This window comes from Campylobacter sp. VBCF_04 NA7, assembly GCF_027737405.1.
GTDB lineage: Bacteria > Campylobacterota > Campylobacteria > Campylobacterales > Campylobacteraceae > Campylobacter_B.
In genome coordinates, this window is the sequence record NZ_JAOVTT010000001.1 from 251,094 (window position 1) to 273,787 (window position 22,694).

The 22,694-nt window shown below is 36.3% G+C and carries 21 protein-coding genes, 1 tRNA gene and 1 CRISPR repeat array; of the genes, 2 read left to right on the top strand and 20 right to left on the bottom strand.

All coding sequences use genetic code 11. From position 1 onward, the window contains the following. The first annotated feature begins 5 nt into the window (after positions 1-5). On the top strand, positions 6-1,409 hold the full coding sequence (locus OFO00_RS01170; RefSeq protein ID WP_270864558.1) for an anion permease: 1,404 nt from the start codon (positions 6-8) through the stop codon (positions 1,407-1,409). A gap of 52 nt (positions 1,410-1,461) precedes the next feature. Next, entirely contained in the window at positions 1,462-2,427 is a 966-nt protein-coding gene (locus OFO00_RS01175) for a helix-turn-helix transcriptional regulator (RefSeq protein WP_270864559.1), read from the top strand. Positions 2,428-2,648: 221 nt separating this feature from the next. Here OFO00_RS01175 and OFO00_RS01180 read toward each other — a convergent pair whose 3' ends face one another. The 20 genes from OFO00_RS01180 to OFO00_RS01275 all read right to left on the bottom strand — a co-directional run bounded on the left by OFO00_RS01180 (position 2,649) and on the right by OFO00_RS01275 (position 22,632). Continuing rightward, positions 2,649-2,819, bottom strand: a complete 171-nt coding sequence (locus OFO00_RS01180; protein ID WP_270859136.1) for a hypothetical protein — start codon at positions 2,817-2,819, stop codon at positions 2,649-2,651. A 9-nt stretch (positions 2,820-2,828) separates the two neighbouring features. Further along, a complete protein-coding gene (locus OFO00_RS01185; RefSeq protein ID WP_270864560.1) occupies positions 2,829-3,035 on the bottom strand; it encodes a hypothetical protein in 207 nt (68 codons plus the stop codon). A gap of 174 nt (positions 3,036-3,209) precedes the next feature. Further along, complete coding sequence (gene cas2 / locus OFO00_RS01190; protein ID WP_270864561.1) at positions 3,210-3,479, bottom strand: CRISPR-associated endonuclease Cas2; 270 nt, start codon at positions 3,477-3,479, stop codon at positions 3,210-3,212. A gap of 33 nt (positions 3,480-3,512) precedes the next feature. Continuing rightward, positions 3,513-4,391, bottom strand: coding sequence for a CRISPR-associated endonuclease Cas1 (cas1, locus tag OFO00_RS01195; protein WP_270864562.1), 879 nt, complete (start codon positions 4,389-4,391; stop codon positions 3,513-3,515). Beyond that, positions 4,388-4,654 carry a CRISPR-associated endonuclease Cas2 gene (gene cas2, locus OFO00_RS01200; RefSeq protein ID WP_270864563.1) on the bottom strand — a complete coding sequence of 89 codons (267 nt, stop codon included), beginning with the start codon at positions 4,652-4,654 and terminating at the stop codon, positions 4,388-4,390. Before cas2 (OFO00_RS01200) ends, cas1 begins: the two co-directional genes overlap by 4 nt. Positions 4,655-5,010: 356 nt before the next feature. Further along, positions 5,011-5,466 carry a hypothetical protein gene (locus OFO00_RS01205; protein ID WP_270864564.1) on the bottom strand — a complete coding sequence of 152 codons (456 nt, stop codon included), beginning with the start codon at positions 5,464-5,466 and terminating at the stop codon, positions 5,011-5,013. Between the two features lie 677 nt (positions 5,467-6,143). Next, positions 6,144-8,445: direct repeats of the CRISPR family, unit length 35 nt; unit sequence GTTTCAATCCCCTTAAATTCGGGTCAGTATGTAAT. 583 nt (positions 8,446-9,028) lie between these two features. Continuing rightward, positions 9,029-9,586: a hypothetical protein gene (locus OFO00_RS01210; RefSeq protein WP_270864565.1), complete on the bottom strand. Its 558-nt coding sequence runs from the start codon at positions 9,584-9,586 to the stop codon at positions 9,029-9,031. Between the two features lie 1,037 nt (positions 9,587-10,623). Continuing rightward, on the bottom strand, positions 10,624-11,544 hold the full coding sequence (locus OFO00_RS01215; RefSeq protein ID WP_270864566.1) for a helix-turn-helix transcriptional regulator: 921 nt from the start codon (positions 11,542-11,544) through the stop codon (positions 10,624-10,626). An 11-nt stretch (positions 11,545-11,555) separates the two neighbouring features. Continuing rightward, positions 11,556-12,845 carry a TM1812 family CRISPR-associated protein gene (locus OFO00_RS01220; protein ID WP_270864567.1) on the bottom strand — a complete coding sequence of 430 codons (1,290 nt, stop codon included), beginning with the start codon at positions 12,843-12,845 and terminating at the stop codon, positions 11,556-11,558. 10 nt (positions 12,846-12,855) lie between these two features. Beyond that, on the bottom strand, positions 12,856-13,938 hold the full coding sequence (locus OFO00_RS01225; RefSeq protein ID WP_270864568.1) for an RAMP superfamily CRISPR-associated protein: 1,083 nt from the start codon (positions 13,936-13,938) through the stop codon (positions 12,856-12,858). Then, on the bottom strand, positions 13,922-14,863 hold the full coding sequence (gene csm4 / locus OFO00_RS01230) for a type III-A CRISPR-associated RAMP protein Csm4 (protein ID WP_270864569.1): 942 nt from the start codon (positions 14,861-14,863) through the stop codon (positions 13,922-13,924). The genes OFO00_RS01225 and csm4 overlap by 17 nt, the downstream gene beginning before the upstream one ends. Before the next feature lie 12 nt (positions 14,864-14,875). Further along, positions 14,876-15,535 (bottom strand): type III-A CRISPR-associated RAMP protein Csm3, encoded by a 660-nt coding sequence (csm3, locus tag OFO00_RS01235; RefSeq protein WP_270864570.1) that lies wholly within the window; start codon positions 15,533-15,535, stop codon positions 14,876-14,878. Further along, positions 15,532-15,960 carry a type III-A CRISPR-associated protein Csm2 gene (gene csm2 / locus OFO00_RS01240; protein ID WP_270864571.1) on the bottom strand — a complete coding sequence of 143 codons (429 nt, stop codon included), beginning with the start codon at positions 15,958-15,960 and terminating at the stop codon, positions 15,532-15,534. Before csm2 ends, csm3 begins: the two co-directional genes overlap by 4 nt. Then, positions 15,960-17,582, bottom strand: a complete 1,623-nt coding sequence (gene cas10, locus OFO00_RS01245; protein ID WP_270864572.1) for a type III-A CRISPR-associated protein Cas10/Csm1 — start codon at positions 17,580-17,582, stop codon at positions 15,960-15,962. Before cas10 ends, csm2 begins: the two co-directional genes overlap by 1 nt. Further along, entirely contained in the window at positions 17,560-18,384 is an 825-nt protein-coding gene (gene cas6, locus OFO00_RS01250; protein WP_270864573.1) for a CRISPR system precrRNA processing endoribonuclease RAMP protein Cas6, read from the bottom strand. Before cas6 ends, cas10 begins: the two co-directional genes overlap by 23 nt. Positions 18,385-18,421: 37 nt before the next feature. Continuing rightward, positions 18,422-18,808, bottom strand: coding sequence for a CRISPR-associated protein Csx20 (csx20, locus tag OFO00_RS01255; RefSeq protein WP_270864574.1), 387 nt, complete (start codon positions 18,806-18,808; stop codon positions 18,422-18,424). A gap of 106 nt (positions 18,809-18,914) precedes the next feature. Continuing rightward, complete coding sequence (locus tag OFO00_RS01260; protein ID WP_270859151.1) at positions 18,915-20,312, bottom strand: carbon starvation CstA family protein; 1,398 nt, start codon at positions 20,310-20,312, stop codon at positions 18,915-18,917. A 199-nt stretch (positions 20,313-20,511) separates the two neighbouring features. Further along, a tRNA-Leu gene (locus OFO00_RS01265) sits at positions 20,512-20,597 on the bottom strand. A 32-nt stretch (positions 20,598-20,629) separates the two neighbouring features. Next, the gene (gene atpE / locus OFO00_RS01270; protein WP_270859398.1) at positions 20,630-20,968 is read right to left on the bottom strand and encodes an ATP synthase F0 subunit C; all 339 of its coding nucleotides are present in this window, start codon (positions 20,966-20,968) and stop codon (positions 20,630-20,632) included. A 146-nt stretch (positions 20,969-21,114) separates the two neighbouring features. Then, complete coding sequence (locus OFO00_RS01275; protein WP_270864575.1) at positions 21,115-22,632, bottom strand: 2-isopropylmalate synthase; 1,518 nt, start codon at positions 22,630-22,632, stop codon at positions 21,115-21,117. Positions 22,633-22,694: the final 62 nt, after the last annotated feature.

The window sequence follows — 22,694 nt, forward strand, 5'->3', positions numbered from 1 at the left end:
AAGCTATGAATAAGCTTACAAAAGGAATTCTAGTCGTTATTATAGGGCTTCTTATATGGTTTTGTCCGCATCCTGAAGCTGTGAGCGATCAAGCATGGCATCTTTTTGCCATAGTTTTTGCCACAATTTTAGGTCTTATTCTCCAACCGCTTCCAATCGGAGCGGTTGCCTTTATCGGTGTTACGATTACGATTTTAACTAAAACGATGAAACCCTCAGATGCATTAGCTGGTTTTGGGAATTCGACTATTTGGTTGATCGTAAGCGCGTATATGATAGCGCGCGGATTTATTAAAACAGGGCTTGGTAGGCGCATTGCTTATAAAATCATCTCGCTTTTGGGAGATAGCACCTTAAAGCTAGGTTACTCCATCGTCATAAGTGATGCGGTTATCAGCCCTGCTATGCCAAGTAGCGGTGCTAGGGCTGGTGGAATTTTATTTCCGATTGTAAATTCATTAGCTAAGGCGTTAGGTTCTGAGCCTGATGAGGGAAGCAGAAAAAAGGCGGGAGCATATTTTATGCAAACGCTTTGGCAAGGAAACACCATTACAAATGGTATGTTTCTAACCTCTATGGCAGGAAACCCGCTGATTGCAAGCTTAGCGTTAAGCTCATTTGGTGTGGAGATTAGCTGGACATTGTGGGCGCTTGGTGCGATTGTTCCTGCGATTTGTTCGCTTATAATAATCCCCTTTGTGCTTTATAAAATTTATCCACCTGAAATAAAGGCGTTTCCGCAAGGCAAGGAAATCGCAAAAGCTGAACTTGCAAAAATCGGACCTATGCAAAAAAGTGAAAAATGTATGCTAGGCGTTTTTATCGGCTCATTGCTTTTATGGGCAACTGGCACCCTAACAGGCATAAATGCGACCAATGTCGGCATGATAGCGGTTTGTGTTATGGTTGCTCTAAAAATTTTAGAGTGGAACGATGTCATCGGCGAAAAAGGCGCATGGGATACGCTAATGTGGATGGGTGCGCTAATCGCACTTGCAGGCGGCTTAAATAAACTTGGCTTTATCAAGTGGTTTTCAGACACCGTCGCAGGCGGTATGGGCGATATAAACTGGATTTTGATAATGGGAATTTTGCTTTTAATCTATGTTTATTCGCACTATTTATTTGCTAGTTTAACAGCACACATTACTGCGATGTATGCGGCTTTTGGTGCAGTTGCTATCGCAGCAGGAGCTCCTGCTGTTTTCGTAGCGCTCGTGTTTGCTTATGCAAGCAACCTTATGATGCCAATCACCCACTACGGCGGTGCTCCTGGACCGATAATCTTTGGTGCAGGTTACAACACCCAAAACGAGTGGTGGAGACTAGGCTTTATCACAACGCTGATAAATCTGTTTATTTGGACGGTAATAGGCGGAATTTGGTGGAAGGTTCTAGGTTTATGGTAAAATAAAAGAGCGGATTTTTCCGCTCTTTTTAATTTTTAAATTTGGATTTTTCATGGCAAATAAAAAAGTTTTTGAAATTTTGGAATTGCTTAAAGATTTCGTTAGCGGAAAAGAGATAATCATCGAGGATTATGCCCTACAAACAGGCATTTCAACCCGCACAGCCAGAAGATATGTAAAAGATCTGCGAGAGATTTTTGGCGAAGAATTTATCGCAAAACTCGCCAAAGGAAGCTATATCTGCAAAAATACAGAATTTTTCAAAACCTTTATCAGCCCCAACAAATACCAAAACGAAAGCGAAAAACTCATCGATTTGCTCCATATCATAAATCCCGGATTTAGTAAATTTTTGCCTTCTGCGCACAAAAAAGTCGATGATAAACTAGAAAAAGAGCTAAGCGAAATTTTTTTAATAAAAGGCTCACCGCACGAAAAAACGCCGAATTTAGATATTTTTGCCAAACTTCAACAAGCGATTAAATTTAAAAAATATACAAATTTAAAATACGATAATGAAATTTTAAAAAATGTAAAAATTTTAAAGCTTATTTATTCAAAGGGAAATTGGTCTGTCGCAACGCTCAGGGATTGCGATAAAAACAGCGGTTTCGAGGTTTTAAGAGTAAATTTTATAGATGAGATTAGGTTGCTTAAAAACACTTTTTATACCGACAAATACACAGAAAATTTTATACAAAATTTAGAAACATTTTTTGACGGATACAGAGCCGAGCCCTTTGTGGTGCGAGTGGCTATCTCGCCAAAAGTGGTTAAATTTTTCGAGAAAAAGACATTTTTTGCTTCACAAAAAAACACCGATGAAATTTTAGAAAATTTATGGCGAGTGGTCGAATTTACCATAAGTAGCGATGATATGCTAATGCCACTAGCAAGGCGTTGGTTTCCTGATTTTGTGATACTTTCGCCAAAATCAACAAGGGATAAATTTGATAAATTAATTATGGATTATCTAAAATTTGGGAAAAATTTAGATAGACTAAATTTGCAAATTTAGCTAAACCTATCCACAAGCAGTGTTCATAGTGAATTGCCAAAATATTTACACGCTTATAGGGATAGGTTTAGCGACGCAGCCTTACATCTTCACAGCCTCATAAAAGCGAGTTTTACGAGCTAGAAGGAAAAAGACCGCGCCCAAGTGGTTTAAAACTACCACTTGTGAAAATTTTAAAATTTAAAAATTTTCATAAATGGTAAATTTCACTAAAATTTACACTAGTAAAATCTAGCTTTTATGCTTTTTAGCGCCATTTTTTGCGCTTTTCTATCATAAAGCTTTTTTGATTTTACTACACGCACGCCAAGGCTAATCTGCCCCGTAGCAGCCAAGACTATGTTTTTATCGCGCTTTTTTACGGCGTGATTTTTCACGCTTTGCTTTTTCATGGCTAGCCCCTAGCTTTTGCTAGTAGGGCGCATGCGGAAATCACCGCTACTGGTGCGCACTTTGGTGTAGCCACCAAAGCTTTCCCCCACATGTTGGTGAGCGCGTGCCGAACTGTATGATCTGCCACCGCTAGAATAGCTATGGCTAGAACCGCGAGAACTAGAAGACGAGCGGTAAGAACCGCGACTAGATGAGTAAGATGAACGATAAGCCATGGTGGCCTCCTTTGTTTGAGATTTTTTTAATTTAGGTATATTATACCCACAGCCGCTGACACCATTTGTCATAAATTTTAAAAAACGCTAAAATCATTTCACGATGATTTTTATTTGATTTGACCAAATTATATTCACTTTGCATGACACAATTTGTCATAAAATTTTAAAAATTTACAAAACCAACGGCTCGCGCAAATCTAACCCCGCACCCATGCGCACGCCAGCGTCTTTTACCCTATAAATGCGCAAATCATCGCTATATTCGTCGATCAAATTTCGCAAAGCACCCACTATGACTTCAAATTCAAACCCACTCGGATTTATCCACAAAAATACGCTACACTGCACCCTAAGAGCGATTTTTTCCAAATACCTTGCCACCTTGGCAAGGCGTTTTTTATCGGCGATATCATAGCAGATGATAAAATCACGCGCACTCATCGACAAATAGCGATAAAAGCCGAATTTCAGGCATTAAGCGCAGAGTTTGTTTATCAAAAACTTCAAATCCGACATTTTTTCTGAAATTTTAGGTTCTAGCTCCTTAGCAAAAGGGTTGAAATGCTCCCACAATCTCCCCCTAGCCTCACTTTTGAGATACACTCCACCCTTTGCACAAAAATCATCTATACAAAAAAGCTTATCCAAAAACAACCCCGCCACAAAGCCATTTATCTCGGCTCTAAAAAATTCAAGTAAATCGCTTGCTAGTGCATAGTGCGAACGATTTGGCGTATGCAAATAACTAATAGAAGGATCAAATCCACCCATATACAGCCCAACCGTGATTTGGTTATAAAAAATCGTATATACGAAGCTTAACATCGCATTTATCGGATCTTGTGGCGGGTGTTTAGAACGCTCGCCTTTGGCTAAATTTCGCGGAAAAAGCCCAAAATACTCGCTAAAATACCTCCTAGCCACGCACCCCTCCAAACCTAGCAAACTTTGCTTTGTCGGGGCATTTTGGAGCGAATTTAGCGCCTCATCGATATCTAAGCTTATGTCGAATTTTGCCAAAGATTCTTTATGAGAGATAAATTTATGCCTTAATATCCACCTTGCAAACTCCATTGAATTTTGCGTACTTGTGCGATACTGTGCGAGTTTGAGCTCGCTGTTTTTAGCGAACTGCGGCAAGGTCAGCGCGAAATGACGATTTGTGCTTGAAATAAACAAAACCGCGATATTTTCGCTAGCTAAACTTACAATATCTTTTGATGAAATCTCGCAATCTTGGGTGATGATTAGCATATCTATCAATCGAAACGGCACGGAAGCGCCGTTTATAATGAGCCTTTTGCCATCGATTTTAAAAGTAGAAATTTTGCTTTTTACAATCACGCTTTTCATACGATTATCCCCTCCTTCTCGTATTCTAGCGGCAATTCCTTGCCCAAAATCAGCGCACGGGCGCCAACTTCGATTATGTTGATTTTATCCTCAGGTGCGATTACTTTACTCAGAAAATACCATAAGCTCTGCAAATCACACTGCGACAGTGGCGCGACAAGTGCTGATTTTTGCCCGCCAAGTGCGTATGAATACGCGATCTTGCGCACTTTGCGCGCTCGTTTTTCATCGCTTATGTCGTAGCAAATGAGGTATGTTTTCATTGCTTTTAATTTTTTTTGAGTTCTTGCGACAACTCTTTGGTTATGGTGGTCGCGACAGCAACTACGACAGCGATAATGATCTGTTTTAAAAACGGAGTTAAAACTATTGGCATTTCAAACTCCTTCAATTTAATTTTGTTTGAAGGAATTATACGGCTTTTGTATGACACAATATGTCATAGAATTTTTAAAATTTTAAATTTGTCAAATTTATCGTTGATGATTTATTAGATGCTCTAATTTGTCATTACAAGATAATTTATCGCCAAAGTAATCTATGGGCATAAATAAAATATGTATCATTTAAATTCAGGTTAGTATGTAATTCCATGTATTGGCGATAAGACCTTCGATTTCTAACCCCTGGCGTTGAATTGCTTTTCGATTTCCTCGAATACAGAACTTCTTATGTCAGGTGTAAGAGCAACATAGATGTCTGATATTACCTTTCCTAAGTCTGGTATATCAGAGCCACTCGCAATTATTTTGTCGTTTTCTGACCAAGTCCACATATAGTATTGATTTTTCTCGTCTGAGTTTTCGCCATCAGGTAGAACTTCCAAAGTTAGTTTTTTCTGATAAACGAAAGGATTTCCGTTGCAAGTCCTATCATATAGATACTTGCCTAGACTATACTCATATTCTTTGAGTTGTTTTTTAAAGCTCTCTAGAAGAGTTAATTTACCTTCCGATATGTCTTTATCCATATCTTTGATTAATTCTCGGAGAGGTTTATAAATAGTCCTAAAGTCCGCACCCACTATTGTGTTTAAAATGACTCTTATTAACTCTAAATTGTTACCTACTAGCATAATATCCTCCTTGATTTTAATTCCCTTAAATTCGGGTCGATATGTAATTTTTATTCAGATAGATTTTGACTAACCTATCCTACTCGTCATCAGAATTTAAAATCTGATATATAACCAAAGCTGAAGAAATTACAGCATTGATAACAGCCGGTGATCTCAGAGCAATAATCCATACCATCAAAGGCATTTTACAACCTCCTTCAATTTAATTTTGTTTGAAGGAATTATATGGTTTTTGTATGACACAATGTGTCAGAGAATTTTTAAATTTACAAACGCTTAAATTTATCATTGCGAACGAGCGAAAAAAGCATGGCAATCCAGTAAAATTTATTTAAATTTCTATGGATTACAACGCCGAGCTCGCAATTACAAATGATACTTACAAAATTTTAGATTAATTTCAATCTTTTTAAAATTAAACCAGTATGCAATAAAACAACACACATAAAAATCCATAATACTTTCTTGTATTTTCAAAAATGCAATCTGTCATAGTATTTATATCCATTTGGTTCTATGAAATATTTTTTCATATACAGCCATAATTAATATACCAATTATTATAAAAATAGATATACGAAATGGCGCTAAAATCATTAATAAATTTTCGCTAATTTTGACTTATCTCCATTTCTATAAGCTTAAATCCATTAGTAACTCTACAATTTCACAATGTTTCAATCCCCTTAAATTCGGGTCAGTGTGTAATCTATGTTTCAGTTATTTATGGACACAATAGACTAGTTTCAATCCCCTTAAATTCGGGTCGGTATGTAATAGAGGCAGCAATCGAAATTGTAGAAAACTCAGGTTTCAATCCCCTTAAATTCGGGTCAGTATGTAATGATAATAACGCTCTTCTATATATCAAAAAATCTAAGTTTCAATCCCCTTAAATTCGGGTCAGTATGTAATAAAAAAAATCCAATTTATCTTATCAAACCTAGGTTTCAATCCCCTTAAATTCGGGTCAGTATGTAATCAAAAAAATCTCATAGACTGGATAAACCAAAAGGTGTTTCAATCCCCTTAAATTCGGGTCAGTATGTAATTGACATATTATTAGAGTTGTGCCAAAAAGAAGTGTTTCAATCCCCTTAAATTCGGGTCAGTATGTAATCATAACACTTTTTACTGTGATGCTAGTAGGCATGTTTCAATCCCCTTAAATTCGGGTCAGTATGTAATACGCGACGGCGAGAAAAAGATTAAGTACACTGGAGTTTCAATCCCCTTAAATTCGGGTCAGTATGTAATCGTAATATATACAAAAAACAGTGATACTCTATCAGTTTCAATCCCCTTAAATTCGGGTCAGTATGTAATGAGTATCAACCCCTAATTGGTATCCATTGTCATTGTTTCAATCCCCTTAAATTCGGGTCAGTATGTAATTAAAATTAAAAAAACAAATAGCCAACAAGGAGAAGTTTCAATCCCCTTAAATTCGGATCAGTATGTAATCTAGTTCTTCTTGGAGCGCTGGTGAGGTAGCTCTAGGGTTTCAATCCCCTTAAATTCGGGTCAGTATGTAATTATCTGGGCTGGCAATGTAGGTCAGCTTATGATAAAGTTTCAATCCCCTTAAATTCGGGTCAGTATGTAATAAACTCAAATAACAATTAACAAATTTAATTTCGTGTTTCAATCCCCTTAAATTCGGGTCAGTATGTAATGAACAAAAAGTAGCTGGTAGTTTAGCAAAACTGTTTCAATCCCCTTAAATTCGGGTCAGTATGTAATAAAGATTTACCTATGACATATGCTTTCTTATGGGGTTTCAATCCCCTTAAATTCGGGTCAGTATGTAATATGGAAGCTATTAAAACATTTATCAAAAACAATAGTTTCAATCCCCTTAAATTCGGGTCAGTATGTAATTAGCAGCTCGTTATCAACACTACTTCTCGAAAGAGTTTCAATCCCCTTAAATTCGGGTCAGTATGTAATTAGCAGCTCGTTATCAACACTACTTCTCGAAAGAGTTTCAATCCCCTTAAATTCGGGTCAGTATGTAATTTTAACTATTAACAAATTTCACTTTATCGACATGTTTCAATCCCCTTAAATTCGGGTCAGTATGTAATTCTGCCAGACGATTTAACTCCTGCAGAAGAGTTGTTTCAATCCCCTTAAATTCGGGTCAGTATGTAATTGTTCAAGAAGTATATCATACACACATAGATTAGTTTCAATCCCCTTAAATTCGGGTCAGTATGTAATTATATCTGTTCTTTTTATATCTACAACACAACGTTTCAATCCCCTTAAATTCGGGTCAGTATGTAATAAACGGATTCGCGAGAAATTGCGAAGTCAAATAAAGTTTCAATCCCCTTAAATTCGGGTCAGTATGTAATTATATCTGTTCTTTTTATATCTACAACACAACGTTTCAATCCCCTTAAATTCGGGTCAGTATGTAATCTATCATATACATGTACAAGGCAACGAGTATAGGTTTCAATCCCCTTAAATTCGGGTCAGTATGTAATTTATCTTTACTTTTATTGACTTTTAAGTTTAATGTTTCAATCCCCTTAAATTCGGGTCGGTATGTAATAATGAAAGGATAAAAATATGTTAAAAATTAAGTTTCAATCCCCTTAAATTCGGGTCAGTATGTAATCTATCTATGTTCAACCTACTAAACTTATTGAAGTTTCAATCCCCTTAAATTCGGGTCAGTATGTAATTCTTTATTATTATCTTTACACTTAACTAATGGGTTTCAATCCCCTTAAATTCGGGTCAGTATGTAATACAGAGGACGAGTACGAAGTACTCGAAGAAGCTATGGACGGTTTCAATCCCCTTAAATTCGGGTCAGTATGTAATAAACAATGAAAACAGAGATTAAGTATCACGGACAGTTTCAATCCCCTTAAATTCGGGTCAGTATGTAATAACGGGAGCTCCATACTTAACGCTATGCGCTGTAGTTTCAATCCCCTTAAATTCGGGTCAGTATGTAATAGCATCCGATTGCGATAGATTGGGCGTTTTGAATTCTTAAATCAAACTTACAAATAGGAAATAAGCTAATTTTAAGCCAAAACATGGCGCAAACCTCGCAAAACGGAAAATTTAATTCTTAAACGAAACTTTTATCTTTAAATTAAACAAATATTAAGTTAAAGAACAAGTTTGAATTATATAAAAATTTGGCTAAAAAGCGGGTTAAATCACGCGAAATTTTGGGGGTTTGAAGCAAAATTTGGCGATGGAAATTTTGATTTATCAAAATTAGTTTGCAAATTAAAATTTATTTGAATTTCACTAGATTGCTTCGGCGTTATACGCCTCGCAATGACGGCAAATTTACGCACTATAAATTTTTAACTTCGCCCACAGCTTGTCCAAATCTGTCTCACGAACACATATCGTCACTATCGAAAAATAGGCCGTGCTTGAATTTTAGTCTTCTTTGAACTCGTTTATTAATTCTTTTGTAACCACAGTAGCAACAGTGCAAGCAACCGTTACAATAAGCTTTTCTGCAAATGGTGTTAGAAATATAAGCATTTTTTCTCCTTTGAAATTTGATTTATTTGAAAAATTATATCACTTGGCCTACCAGCCGCCGGTAGGCGTAACCTATTGAAAAATCTCTGGAGGCGCTACTTTTAGAGCAGTGCTCATATAATGAACGAGAAGCAACCAATACGCCAAGAATGCCCGCTACTACCTTTAACCCAGAACTAACATTATCGCATATATTTGCAAAATCAGATTTAGCGCATGGCTCATTGCGTGTGTATTCGCAAATTTGATTTTTTTTGTATCTGCCATAGTATCTAATAAATGTTTTTCTATCCATACAGCTCTCTGGTTCTGCAAATAACAACCCAATCGTATATTCATCTGTTATATTTTCTGTCTGAATATAGTCTGTAATAATTTGCATTAAGGCGCTTTCGTCTAAATCGATATCAAAAACGCATACCTTATTTAAGTTAGTAGATTTGTGTCTGTATTGCTTAATATCAATATGTTTTTTATTTAAAGATCGCGCAAAATCTCCGGCACTATTAGACAAACGCTGTGCGCTATTAACAACCTTATCTGTTTGATTTAGTATTTCAATCCATGGTTCTTTATTTTGTTTTTTTGTCATTTTGTCTCCTTTTGTATAGTTTTTATCATATTTAATTTGGCTCAATATGCAAGTATTATACCTTGCCACATTGACATATTTTGTCATAAAAATCTAAAATTTTTCTACAAAATATATGCTAAATCAAACTAAACTTACACGCAACAAAGCAAATTTAAAAAATACTAATATTTGCGCAAAACGCATTTTTTAGTGCAAGTTTTTTATTTTAAATTAAATTTTACACAAATAAACGACACAGCATGTCATATTAAAAATACAATTCAGGAGCGAAAACGACGCTCAAAACAAGGATAATTTTTGCAAAAAATCTACCATGCTAATGCGTGCTACCGCTATCTGAAACTAGGCTACACTTAGATTTTTAGTCTTCTTTGATTTTTTTTATTAATTCTTTTGTAGCCACAGTAGCAACAGTGCAAGCAACCGCTACAATAAGCTCTTTTGCAAATGGTGATAGAAATATAGGCATTTTGGCTCCTTTGAAATTTGGTTTGTTTGAAAAATCATATCACTTACCTATGACATAATATGTCATAAATCTATCAAATTTTATACTCTTAGATTTTCTTATTGCTATCAACAGAGTCTTCAATTACCTCGATGATAGCTTCGGCAGCGGTTTCAACAATCACGATTAGTATATCGGCAAGAGTTTCTGAAATAGAATCAAACATTTTTTCTCCTTTGAAATTTGATTTGTTTGAAAAATTATATCACTTACCTATGACATAATATGACATAAATCTATCAAATTTTTATACTCGTAGATTTTCTTATCGCTTTGCTTATAACCACAACAACGGCAAGAAAAATCGCATAGTAAATTCGCGAAAATCTACGGATTAAAAATCAATATGTTATAACCGAGTCTTCAATTATCTCATCGATGATAGTTTCAATAATCTCGATTAGTGTCTTTGGTGTCTCAGGAAGAGGTTTAAAAATAGCTTCAAACATTTTGGCTCCTTTGTTAAGATTTTTTCTTTAATTGCCAAAATTATAGCACCTAAAAACGACATAATATGTCGAAAATTTTAATATTTTTGAGTCTCTAAATACTCGCGCAATTCGCCCAAAATCTCATCTCGTAGTTGAGCTGGTTCGATAACTTCGATACTTGGAAGCCATTTTTTGATAAATGGTTTGATCTCCATAAACTGCGTTATCCGATAGCTGACGATTTTATCGCCATTTTCGCACTCACACTCGATTTTTTGCGAACGCAAAAACGGCTTTTTATCCGTGAAATACCGCGCCACAGCTTTATCCACACGCAGTTTGACATCGATAATCTCGTCTGCTTCAAAGTTTTTAAAATTTGTCCAAGAGGTCTGCATGTGGCTATCGATAAATCTTTTGACGCTGGCTTTTTTGTTAAAAGTGTCTTTTTGTCTGGCGATATTTGAGATATGCGAAATGCGAAGCATTTTAAACTCGTCGCCTTCATCTAGGCAGGCAAGGTAGAAATTTTCATCAATAAATACGATTTTATAAGGCTTGATGAGCATACTCTCGCCAGCGTATTTAAGCGAGATTTTTTGCGAATTTTCAAGCGGAATTTTAAGCTCTTCTAGGGTTTTTAGGCTCACTTCCTCGAAAGGCTTGGAGAGAAATTTATAGTTTTCTTGCAAGATATTCATCTTAGATTTAATAGCAGCAAGAGTCTTTTCGTCAATGTTTTTAAAGATAAATTTGCGCTGAGAATCATCTAGCATATTTGAAATTAGAGCCAATGCTGTGAAAACAGATGGATCAAACTGCAAAAGCTTCCCAGTCGGAGCCAAATAATAATCACCTTCTTTTTTACAATTATCTGCACCAAAAATAGCCCTAATATCTTCTATATATCTTTGACGATTTCTAGTTCCCATATATTCTTCTATCTCGCTAATGCTTATTCGACCATAGTCATTAAGTTGTTTTAAAATCCAAAGAACTCTTTGTGTTGATTGCATTACTTATCCTTTTAATTGTGTGTTATTAAACTTTCGTATTTATCAAAAATCGTTTTAATATCGTTTTTGATATTTTCAAAAGTTTTTCCACTAGAATTTGCATGGGCTAGGTCGTTTCGTTTTGTCTCTATTTTTTCATAAAGACTTACTATTTTATTTCTATTTTCTAACTTTTTTAATGATGATAAAATTCTGTCTATTTCTTTATTAGTAAGTTCTAATTTTTCATGTTTTTCAGATGTTCTATCTAAAAATTCAGCATATACATTATTTTTATTTTTAGGAAAAAATTTAAGAGTATTTTTGCAAAACTTATCTATAAGATAATTTTTTCTATCACTTTTATTTTTATACAAGTCTTCTATTTTTTGCATTATTTCATTATTATTTTTATACATAAATTCGACTATATAACTTCTCGTGCTCTCAAATAGTGCAGCAAGCGATAAAAGTAGATAATTTTTATCAAACATATCTTTTGCTAATTTGTATAAAATTTCACTTCTTTTAGCGTTAAAATCGGCTAAATTTTCAATTTTTATTTTTAAATTTATGGCTTGTTGTTTAATTGCTTCGTCATCTACTTCTTCCAAATATTCAATTAAATTATTTCGTGAAATTTGCAATTTTCCAACATTTAATGCCATCATATCGTTTGAAAAATCGTTTAATGCTTTTAATAGATCTTCAAATTTAGGTGATTTTATGTGATTTGAGACAGTATAATTATCGCCAAATTCACTTAAAATAAATGAAATATTTGCGATATCTAAATATTCTTTCAAATCAACGATTTCATAAATTTCATTTTTTTCTTTTTCTTTTGCAAAAAATATGTGCTTTATTTTTTGTGTATTTTTAAAATTTGCTATCATCATCGCAACCATCGTCAAAATCGGCAAGTGGCGAAATCCATGTGTAATATCTATAATAAATTCACCATATTTTTCATCATTTAAAATTTCATTTATTTTTTGAAAAATTTTATCATAGTCTGTGTCGTCTATCTCGTAACCGTTTTGTAGTGAATTTAAGGCAATTTGCCTTGAATTTTCTTTTCTAAAATCGGTTTTTTCAATCACTTTATGGTTATTTTGCTTTGCGCTTTGTGTAAAAACCGCCACAATATCATAATTATAACCAAAAGTATCACATAAAAACGGAAAAGTATTAAAATACTCAAAGTGTGTATTCAACTCCATATTTTCCAAATAATAACTAGCCTTTTTTGCACTATCATTGCCGCCAGCCATACCTAAAATCGTAATCACAACTCTTTTTTTCTCTAAATTTTCGCTCATTTTCTATCCTTTAAATTTCATTGTATTCGCATAAAACCCAACCAAACGGCAAAGAATTTATAAGCCACGAAGTGGTCTCTTCATCTTCAAAGCTAGGTGCTTTGCCCTTGCCACGCATGATTTTTATATTTCTTAGTCCATCAATGCTAACAGCCCTAGCACCACCGTGTTTGCCCACGCAAAGCAAAAATTGATTTTTTTGTGGCTTTAAATCCGCGAATTCATCTTTAAATTTATCGCTTAATTCATAGTGAGCCAACTCGCCTTTAAATAGGCTTTCAAAAATTGGCAAATAATGGTCGTTGCACGAGCGAGCTATACGAGAAATATCTAAATTTTCGCTACCATTTATGGTGATTTCACACTCTAAATTTTGCTTTGGCAAAATCGCTTCGATAAATTTATATAATGGTTGTTTGCTTTCCTTAAAGCGTTTGAAATTAATCGCCTTGCCCACGAAAGTCCCCTTAGCCTCGGTGCTGTCGCTAAGAAGCAAATTTTTAAAAATTTCGTTTATTTGCTCACTTGCCGAATTTTGCGTAATTTTTGTTTTGCTAATTTTCTTTTCCTTATAAAGCATTTCTTGATATGCCGTAGAAATTGCGCCTTTTAGGCTACTTCCCAAAATCAAGGCTTTATTAGAATTTGGCGAAGTGTAGGTTTTTTCGATAGCAAATTTATTAAATTCTTTAAAATTTTGCCTCGAATTATCAAACCCTCCGCCCTTGCTTTGCACTATTTTTCCACACTTTTCATCGTAATACTCGTAAATTTCATTTTTGGCTAGGATTTTTTTATGAGCGATTGTTTTGGCGATATCTTTGTGAGTTTTGACGAAACTATGCAAACCAAAAACAGCTCTTGCGCTAATATCGCTAGCTAATTTTGTAAATTCCGCCTTTTGGTTTGGATTTAAATTTTTAAAAAACTCAAATTCATCGAAGACAAACATACGCCCCTCTGTTTTAATCTCTCCGCTTTTTGTTTTTACTTTGATTTTATCCATTACGAAATTCATCGGCTCATAAACTTCACCGGTGCCGATATGAACGGGGCTTAGAAGTTTTAAATTTAGCTTATATCGCTTTTTCATTTTTTATCCTTACCTGCAAAACTATGGCGTAGCCTTGATGAAGTGTGGCATCATGCGCTGAGATACCACGCACGGCACGACCGATAAATTTAAGCTCTTTTTCGCTCTCATACACCACTACTGCGCCTGTATCTGCTAGTAAAATCGGCTTTTTAAACGGGCTAGAATTTGCTAAATCTCCGCCGTGTTTGCCAAAACGCACAAACGGCTCATAAAAGCACTCTTTGGCGTTTTTGACCGCGTCGCAGTTTAGCACCACGGGCGAGAGTGTCATAAAGCTTTTAGCACTGCTTTGTAGAGTGCTAAGCTCGATAAATTCGCAAATCTCAAAGCGACCTTTGCCGATTGTAGATTTTTTGCCATAGCCCATTTTGCCGATAAATTCAAGCGTTTTTTGTAAATCATCTTTGCTAAATTTCGCCTCATCTAAAAGAAAATAAATATCGCATTCGCTAATGGTAAATTCTTGCAAACTAAACGGCGCAAACTCATCACTCTCGCCCGTGGTGAAGCTAAGGCGATTTATCGTATTATACATGATTAGCTGCGAAGAGTGGGTGCTTTTATTGTTTTCTTTTTCTAAATTTTGCAAAATTTCATCATTTTTCTTTGCGTTTTGAAATTCTCCGTTTTGCAAATCATCTAAGCTAAGCCAAATTTTTTTACGAATTTCTTTTTTATTTTTGTCAAAATCAGGCTCATTTAGCATAGAAAGTGGTAAATTTGGCTTTGGTAAATACCCGCTCACAAACGCATCAGAAACCACTAAAAACGGCGCAGTATCGTAACTATCAAGCAAATCGTTTAAAAATTTTTCGCCAAATTTATAACTAATAGCCCAGCAAATTTGACCAAAAAGCGTATCGCCTTTAAGCGGGGTTAAAAAGCTAGATTTTGGCGAAATTACGGCTTTAAAAAGCTTCATAGTTTCTCCTTTTTAAGCTAGTTGTTTCCACTCGTTTGCGCGAAATTTCACTCTTCCATATCCGCGAGAGCCGCTACCGCCTAGATAATCTTTTTCTATCAAATCAAGCCCACGCTCGATCATTGTTTTAAATTCGGCTTCGTTATCATTTGGCAAAATTTTTACTCTGATTGAAAAATCAAAATTTACTCCGCTTGGCACACGCTCACTTTGGCGTGGATTGCTAGCGGTGCCGGTTTTGCGGTTGATGACATTTTCAAATTTTGCTTCGCTGAGTTTGATTTTGTCGCTTTTGGCTAATTCTAACTGCTCTTTGCACACAAAGCAATCTCCAACGCTAATGCGAGTGATACCGAGATTTTTCTCGCCCCTAGTATCTGCACTATCGCCGAAAAGTTTGAGCAAAATTTCGGCTTTTTGCCTATCTACGACAGAATTATCCAAAAATTTTGAACTAAAAACACTGCCTCCGCTTACGCCAACCAATGCACAATCCCACTCCAAAAGGCTTCGCATTTTTCCCTTTAAACTACTTCCCGGGATATAAGGCTCACCTTTTGTAGTTTTTACGACAGCATTGTCGATTCCGCCGATTTTCATCACATCATCACCACCACCGATATGAAGTCCAGTTAAAACCTCGATTTGTCCATTTAATTCTATGATTTTCATTTTTTGCTCCCTTTATTTTTTTCCATTTTTTCTTTAAATTCTCTACCTTTTGCGAAACCTAAAACAGCTTCAAAAAATAATTTAAAATTTTTAAGCTTTTCTTTGTCGTTTTCGTTTATTTGCTTCACACAATCGGTAATCATTTTTTTAAAATTCATATCGATTTTATCTCTGCCAAAAGCATATTCTGCCTTTGAATTTAGCATTTTTACAAAAGGTAAAATTTCATTAAATGGCTTTTGTTCTGATTTTTCGCACAAATCAAGCACATACTCGTAAAAAATTCTCATCTGTGTTGGAGTGGTTTTTTTAATATTAAAACTATAAGCGTACTCTTTTGCTGTCGTATCAAAAAGGTCTTTATTTAGCTCTAATTTGATATCTGGTAGCTCTTTTTCGTGTGTATTTTGAAAGCTGCTGTTCATTATCTTTTTCTCCTTTTATAAATAAATTCTGAAATTACCATTTTGGTCTCCTTTGGATTTTCTTCTATTTTTTCATCAAGCACGGCGTAAAACTCATTTTGCAAATTTTCGCTTTGGTTGCGTGAGATTGCGTAGCTTAGTTTTGATTTCCACATTGTGGCTTTATAATCATCCTCAAATTTTACCTTTTTACTCATTTCGCAAATTTCTAGCAATCTGTATAAAAATGCCGTATTTAGGCTATCGTCGTTTGCAAAATTTTCAAATTTTGGCATTAGCTCCTTATACACGCCCAAATACTTACCCCAGTTTGCACTTTCGCCAAAAAGCGTTATAGCGTTCTTTTTCACAAAATTTTCTTTGCTATCATTTTCCTTATTTTCATCATCGATGTGCTGCTTTGATTTTTCTAGCAAGCTCTCGCTAATTTCAGCTAGATAACTAATCGGCGTGCTAGGCTTAGAAATAACTATGCCAAAAGAAATGGTTAGTTTGCCGTAGCCTAATTTATTTAATGGCATTACAAATTTTTCAAATTCGCCTTTTATCTCGCGCGAAAGTGCGATTATCTCGTCCCACGCTCCCACTAGTAACAAATCATCGCCGCCGCCAAAAATCGTGTAAGTGTGTGGAAATTTCGCCCTCATCAAAGCTGGCACAAAAAGTGAAAAAAAGTCGTTTATGCCGTTTGAAAAAACGGAAAAATTTTCATAGCTCTTCGCCACACCGCCATCTTTGATAAAATTTCCCATACCATCGACATCTGCTTTTAAAACTCCAATTGCCTTAACGCCATTTTCGCCATCCCCACACGAATACTGCGCCAAATTTTCAAATTCGCAAATTTCGCCATTTTCTTCTTTAAAGACATAGGATTTTATGCCATCATCAAAGGTTAAATCGGTTTTAAAATCGTCAAATTTAATGCCTAAATTTTCGCTAGAAATTTTCTCGTTTTTACCCGAGACAAGCTTTTGCCCAAGAGCGATAAAATGGTCGCAAATATCGCAGTTTTCGCCTGAGACTTTACGAATATTGCAAATTTTACATAAAGTCTGATTTGTGATATTTTCATCGTAATTCAATGCAAAATTATCAAATTTTGCTAAATCAAATTTGCCAAATTTCGCATGTTCTATCTCTTTTGCGATTTTATCTCGTAAATTTTTAAAACTATCTGCGTCTGCAAATTCGCTTTTATCGCATTTGACACTAACTACGCTAACGCCACTTAGTCCGTAAAAATTTTTAATGAAATACTCGTTTATTTTAGTTTTAATCTCGCTTAAATTTGGTTCTTTATCGCTTAGAATTTCAAATTTTCCAGCACTTAGCGAGATAATTTTATCGTGCGAAATTCCTAATTTTTCGCAAATATATTTGGCGATAAATTCGCTAAAAAGCTGTATAAAAGCCGATTTTGCACGCAAGACTTTGGCGGCATTTTTTGTGCCAAGTCCTTCGAAAATAAACTTTTGAATTCCATAAAAATCGCCACTTATGAGCCACATATCACCATCTGAAAATGGCGATTTTTTTGGCTGGGGTTTTTTAAACTCAAAATTTGCCAACTTCGGCACATTAAAATATTCATCAAATTTATTCATCACTACTCTCCACAACTATCTTTCCTAGACCAAAGGCGCAGGATTTCCCCACGCCTAAAATCTCGCCTAATTTCAAAACTTCATAACACTCTTTATTTAAATTCACAATTTTCATCTCGCCGATTATTCCGCCAAGTTGCATTTTGGTTTTTTGGCGATTTGAATATCTGGTTAATTCGATAAATTTCAGATTTTTTTCTACAATTTCACCTTGTATTTCGTAAGGAAAATTTTTAAATTCTTTGCCTAAAATTCGCATTTGTCGCATATAAATAGATTTTATAATATCGTTTAACTCTACACTATCATCGCGGATAAATTTATTTTCTTTTTTTATGCGAAGCGGAGTTATAAGCTTTAAATTTAGCTTATTTTTAAATTCATCTATAATTATATTTTGGGTTAAATTTGGCGGAAGTTTAATATTTTCGCCATCAAAGCAAGAAGTTTCATTTACAAAAATGTCGAATTTAGCGAAAGTTTTTTTATCTTTTCCAAGCCCAATTTTACTGAGTAACAAATGCAAAGCAGATATTATATACGGGGCTTTTTCGCAAGATTTTTCAAACAAAAAAATACTAAAATCGTAAAAGCTTTTCCCAAGCTCAAAATCAAGTCTAAAATCGTGATAAGTGTTTTTGCGCTCAAAAAAATCATAATAAACACAGTTTTGCGCCCCAAAACAACCATCGCAAATTTGCTTTGGATTGATACAGCTCACCCGTCTAAGTGCGACACCAAGGCCACCACGAATCTGCGAACCAATGAAATAAGGAGGGGCTTCACGCATGATAAGCGAAATTTTAGTGTATTTCACAAGCGACCTTTAAATAAAATGCAAAAGTTTACCAAATCTAACATTTATATTCCCTAAAATTTATATGCTCGAAGGTCGATATTTTGCTTATTTTGCCATTTTCGTTACTCTCAGAGACAACGCGTTTAGTCGTAGCATAAAGCGCCTTTATGCCAATTTTTTTGCAAAAGCCCACCAAAATATATGTAAGCCCGAAATCGCCCTGAATCACAGCCAAATCGCCATTTTTAGCATTTTTCGACAAAAATTCCATAAAAGGACGCGCAAAATCGCTCAAATCGTCTAAATCAGGCGGAACAGACGAAAACGCTTCTTGCAAATTCGCAGGCAAATTTACAAACTCATGCACACCAAATTTAGCCCTAGCTTCGGCGATTTGTGTATCACTAAGCGTATGCGAAAGCAAAACAAACATTTTTTTCATCTATGAACTCCATTAATTTTTTTAATATCATAGAGAAATTTTATGTCAGATTGTGTCATAAAATGGATCAAAATTTAAAAAAGGGGCAAAATTTGCCCCTTATGGATTATTCTTCGCTAACTTTTTTAAGTCTGAAAAATAGTAGCAAGATAACGATAGTGCCGATGATACCAGCCGCTGTCGCGATAGTCATAGGCATGTTAAAGCCGATTTTCGCATTTACAAGGTAAGCGATTACGACATTTGACATAAAGATTGCTGGAATCAAAGTAACCCAGAAGAATTTACCTCTGCGGTATAGGTAGGCTGACGCTGCCCATAGCATGATAGTCGCAGTTGTTTGGTTCGCCCAACCAAAATATCTCCAAATGATACCAAAGTCGATTTGAGATAGACCGATACCGATAGCAAATAACGGAACAGCAATGAAAAGTCGTTTTACGATATCTCTTTGTGGCATTTTGAAAAAATCAGCGATAATCAAACGAGCCGCACGGAACGCAGTATCACCAGATGTGATAGGCAAAATAACGACACCAAGAACCGCAATGATACCACCAACAGGTCCAAGAAGTGTTTTTGAGATCTCATGGACTACTTGTGCTGGGTTACCAGCTGCTGCAAGAGCCTCTCTGGTCTCATAGAAGCTTAGACCAAGTGTGCACCAAATAAGACCAATAATACCCTCGCCAATCATTGCGCCGTAGAAAACCATTCTACCTGATTTTTCGTTTTGGATACATCTAGCCATAAGCGGTGATTGTGTAGCGTGGAAGCCTGAAAGCGCACCACAACTAATAGTAACGAAAAGCAATGGCCATAGTGGAAGGTCTTTTGGATCCATATTTACGAAGAAATTTAGACCCTCTGGATAGAAGCTTCTGCCGCTGACGATAAATCCGACAGTAAGACCAACTGACATGAAAATCAGCAAAGCACCGAATATCGGATAGAATCTACCGATGATTTTATCGATTGAAAATAGTGTCGCGATAAAGTAGTAAGCAAAAATGATGATTACCCAAATACCAGCTTCCATACCTGTAATGCCTTTAAGAAGGCCAGCAGGACCAGTTGTAAAAACAACACCAACGAGCACGAGCAATACAAGAGCGAAAATGTTCATGAAGTGTTTCGCCCAGTTTCCTAACTGCACACCTACGACGGTAGGGATAGAAGCACCGTTTGCGCGCACGCTCAACATACCAGAAAAGTAGTCATGCACAGCACCTGCTACAATCGTTCCGATGACGATCCATAGCATAGCCACAGGACCATAAAGCGCACCCATAATCGGACCAAATACAGGTCCAAGACCGGCGATGTTTAGGATTTGGATCAGATAGATTTTCCAATCTGACATTTTGACATAATCCACGCCATCGGCCATGTCATGCACAGGAGTTTTGCGCTCAGCACTGGCACCAAAAACACTTTCTACGAATTTTCCGTATGTAAAAAACGCTCCAATCAGAAGCGCTACACAAAAGAAAAACCAAAGCATTTTTGCCTCCTCAAAAAAGAATTCAAAACAAAAAAAATTGTTTGTAAAATTGTATATAATGTTACATAAATTTAATTTGAATTTATGTAACATTTACAAATAATATTGCTTAAAATTCGGAAAAAATGTTATTTTTGCGTGATTTTTGTTTAATTTTGTTAATGGGTGAATTTAAAATAGTAAATTTGGATAAAATTTATGGTGCGACCAGCGAGATTTGAACTCGCACACGCGAAGCGCACTACCCCCTCAAGATAGCGTGTCTACCAATTCCACCATGGTCGCATGAAAGAGCCCGCAAAGGCGCGGGCGAGTGATTACGCAGCTGCTTTTGTAAGAGCGTCTGTAACAAAAGGATTAGCGAAAAGCAAGATAAATGCGATAACAAGCGCATAAATAACTTGTGCTTCGATCATCGCTAGCGAAATATACATTGTAGTTGATAGTTTGCTAGCTACGCTTGGGTTGCGAGCGATACCAAGGATAGTTGCATTAGCTGCATTACCCATACCAACAGCACCACCAAGAGCGGCAAAACCAAGAACGATACCAACAGCGATTGCTGAGTATGATACGATTTGAGTATAAGCGCTAAGCTCCTCACCTGCGAATGCTGCGCCACAAAGCGCGAAAAGTAAAACCAAAACTTTTTTCATAAAAGTCTCCAAAATAAAATTTCAAAACGCCTTTCGGATCTGTCCCCTACTAAGAACATTTTGAGTGCGGTATTCTAGTGAAATTTTGCTTTTAATTAGTTTAAAAAAGTGGCAAAATTCGCCCAAATTTCGCCACTTTATGAATTTTATTTTTTCGAAGCTAAATATGTATTTAGTGCGCCGACATAAGCCTTGGCTGAGGCTAGCATTGTATCGACATCAAGCCCATGCCCCATAATCGCGCCAGTGCCCTCAAATTCGACCTTAACGGTTACTTTGGCAAGAGCATCTTTGCCTTTGGATACAGCCTTGACTTGATAATCTTTAAGCTCACCGCTAACCTTGCTTATGCGATCAATCGCTTTAAAAATCGCATCGACCCCACCATTTCCAAGCGCGCTATCGCTTAGCAAAATTTCATCATGATTTAGCGTGACAGCCGCGCTTGCGTGGCCTTTGTTGCAGCCATTTGAGCTAAGAAGCGCGATCTCGTAAGCTTTGGTTTTCGCGCCCATAAATTCGTCATTTACGAGCTCTCTTAAATCCTCGTCATAGACATCTTTTTTGCTATCGGCTAAAATTTTAAATTTCTCAAATGCTACTTGCAATTGCTCGTCATCTAACTCATAGCCAAGGGCGATTAATTTGTCCTTGAAAGCGTGGCGTCCGCTGTGTTTGCCAAGCACGAGAGAGTTTTTATCCAGCCCGATATCATCAGCCTTCATAATCTCGTAAGTTTCGCGGTGTTTTAAAACGCCGTCTTGATGGATTCCACTTTCGTGTGCGAAGGCGTTTTTGCCCACGATTGCCTTATTTGGCTGCGGTTCGATACCTGTGATACTTGCGACCAAACGACTTGATGGATAAATTTCTTTGAAATTTATATCTGTATAAAGTGGCGAGAAATGGTCATTTCTGGTTTTTACGACCATTGCAATCTCTTCGAGCGCAGTATTTCCAGCTCTCTCGCCAAGGCCATTTATAGTGCATTCGACTTGGCGCGCGCCAGCTTCAATGCACGCTAGTGTGTTTGCTGTGGCAAGTCCTAAATCGTTGTGATTGTGAGCTGATACTATCGCTCTATCGCCTATAAATTCGACCATTTGTTTAAAAATAGCGTAAATTTCATTTGGCAAGCGATATCCCACGGTATCTGGTAAATTTATCGTAGTTGCGCCCACGCCGATAACCGCCTCGCAAATTTCCTTCATAAAGCCCACATCGCTTCTGCACGCATCCTCGCAGCTAAACTCCACATCATCTGTGAAAGTCTTCGCGTATTGCACAGCTGCAACTGCGCGTTTGATGACCTCATCAGGCTTCATTTTTAGCTTAAATTCCATGTGAATCGGGCTAGTAGCGATGAAGGTGTGTATGCGCTGAAATTTCGCTGGCGCGATAGCCTGTGCTGCGGCCTTGATATCGTTTTCGAGCGCGCGAGATAGCGAACAAACCCTAATCTTGCTAGTAGCCTTTGCAATTTGATTAATCGCGTCGAAATCCCCCGGACTAGCCGCTGCAAACCCAGCCTCGATAACATCGACGCCGAGTTTTTCTAGTTGGAGTGCAAGGCGGATTTTTTCTTCTGTATTCATCGAAGCGCCCGGGCTTTGCTCGCCGTCGCGCAATGTCGTATCAAAAATAATAATTTTATTTTTATCCATAACCTACCCTTTCATTTGATAAAATTTGGCGATTATAGCAATTTTAGCTTAAATTTAGTTGG

What these genes read in the sequence shown, in the direction of transcription:
- OFO00_RS01225 (WP_270864568.1), bottom strand. Translation starts at nt 13,938, where the DNA reads ATGAAAAAGCGATATAAGCTAAATTTAAAACTTCTAAGCCCCGTTCAT.
- OFO00_RS01210 (WP_270864565.1), bottom strand. Translation starts at nt 9,586, where the DNA reads ATGACAAAAAAACAAAATAAAGAACCATGGATTGAAATACTAAATCAA.
- csm3 (WP_270864570.1), bottom strand. Translation starts at nt 15,535, where the DNA reads ATGAAAATCATAGAATTAAATGGACAAATCGAGGTTTTAACTGGACTT.
- OFO00_RS01260 (WP_270859151.1), bottom strand. Translation starts at nt 20,312, where the DNA reads ATGCTTTGGTTTTTCTTTTGTGTAGCGCTTCTGATTGGAGCGTTTTTT.
- OFO00_RS01185 (WP_270864560.1), bottom strand. Translation starts at nt 3,035, where the DNA reads ATGGCTTATCGTTCATCTTACTCATCTAGTCGCGGTTCTTACCGCTCG.
- OFO00_RS01220 (WP_270864567.1), bottom strand. Translation starts at nt 12,845, where the DNA reads ATGAGCGAAAATTTAGAGAAAAAAAGAGTTGTGATTACGATTTTAGGT.
- cas1 (WP_270864562.1), bottom strand. Translation starts at nt 4,391, where the DNA reads ATGAAAAGCGTGATTGTAAAAAGCAAAATTTCTACTTTTAAAATCGAT.
- cas2 (WP_270864563.1), bottom strand. Translation starts at nt 4,654, where the DNA reads ATGAAAACATACCTCATTTGCTACGACATAAGCGATGAAAAACGAGCG.
- cas2 (WP_270864561.1), bottom strand. Translation starts at nt 3,479, where the DNA reads ATGAGTGCGCGTGATTTTATCATCTGCTATGATATCGCCGATAAAAAA.
- csm4 (WP_270864569.1), bottom strand. Translation starts at nt 14,863, where the DNA reads ATGAAGCTTTTTAAAGCCGTAATTTCGCCAAAATCTAGCTTTTTAACC.
- OFO00_RS01175 (WP_270864559.1), top strand. Translation starts at nt 1,462, where the DNA reads ATGGCAAATAAAAAAGTTTTTGAAATTTTGGAATTGCTTAAAGATTTC.
- csx20 (WP_270864574.1), bottom strand. Translation starts at nt 18,808, where the DNA reads ATGAAAAAAATGTTTGTTTTGCTTTCGCATACGCTTAGTGATACACAA.
- OFO00_RS01180 (WP_270859136.1), bottom strand. Translation starts at nt 2,819, where the DNA reads ATGAAAAAGCAAAGCGTGAAAAATCACGCCGTAAAAAAGCGCGATAAA.
- OFO00_RS01170 (WP_270864558.1), top strand. Translation starts at nt 6, where the DNA reads ATGAATAAGCTTACAAAAGGAATTCTAGTCGTTATTATAGGGCTTCTT.
- OFO00_RS01215 (WP_270864566.1), bottom strand. Translation starts at nt 11,544, where the DNA reads ATGCAATCAACACAAAGAGTTCTTTGGATTTTAAAACAACTTAATGAC.
- OFO00_RS01205 (WP_270864564.1), bottom strand. Translation starts at nt 5,466, where the DNA reads ATGCTAGTAGGTAACAATTTAGAGTTAATAAGAGTCATTTTAAACACA.
- csm2 (WP_270864571.1), bottom strand. Translation starts at nt 15,960, where the DNA reads ATGAACAGCAGCTTTCAAAATACACACGAAAAAGAGCTACCAGATATC.
- OFO00_RS01275 (WP_270864575.1), bottom strand. Translation starts at nt 22,632, where the DNA reads ATGGATAAAAATAAAATTATTATTTTTGATACGACATTGCGCGACGGC.
- atpE (WP_270859398.1), bottom strand. Translation starts at nt 20,968, where the DNA reads ATGAAAAAAGTTTTGGTTTTACTTTTCGCGCTTTGTGGCGCAGCATTC.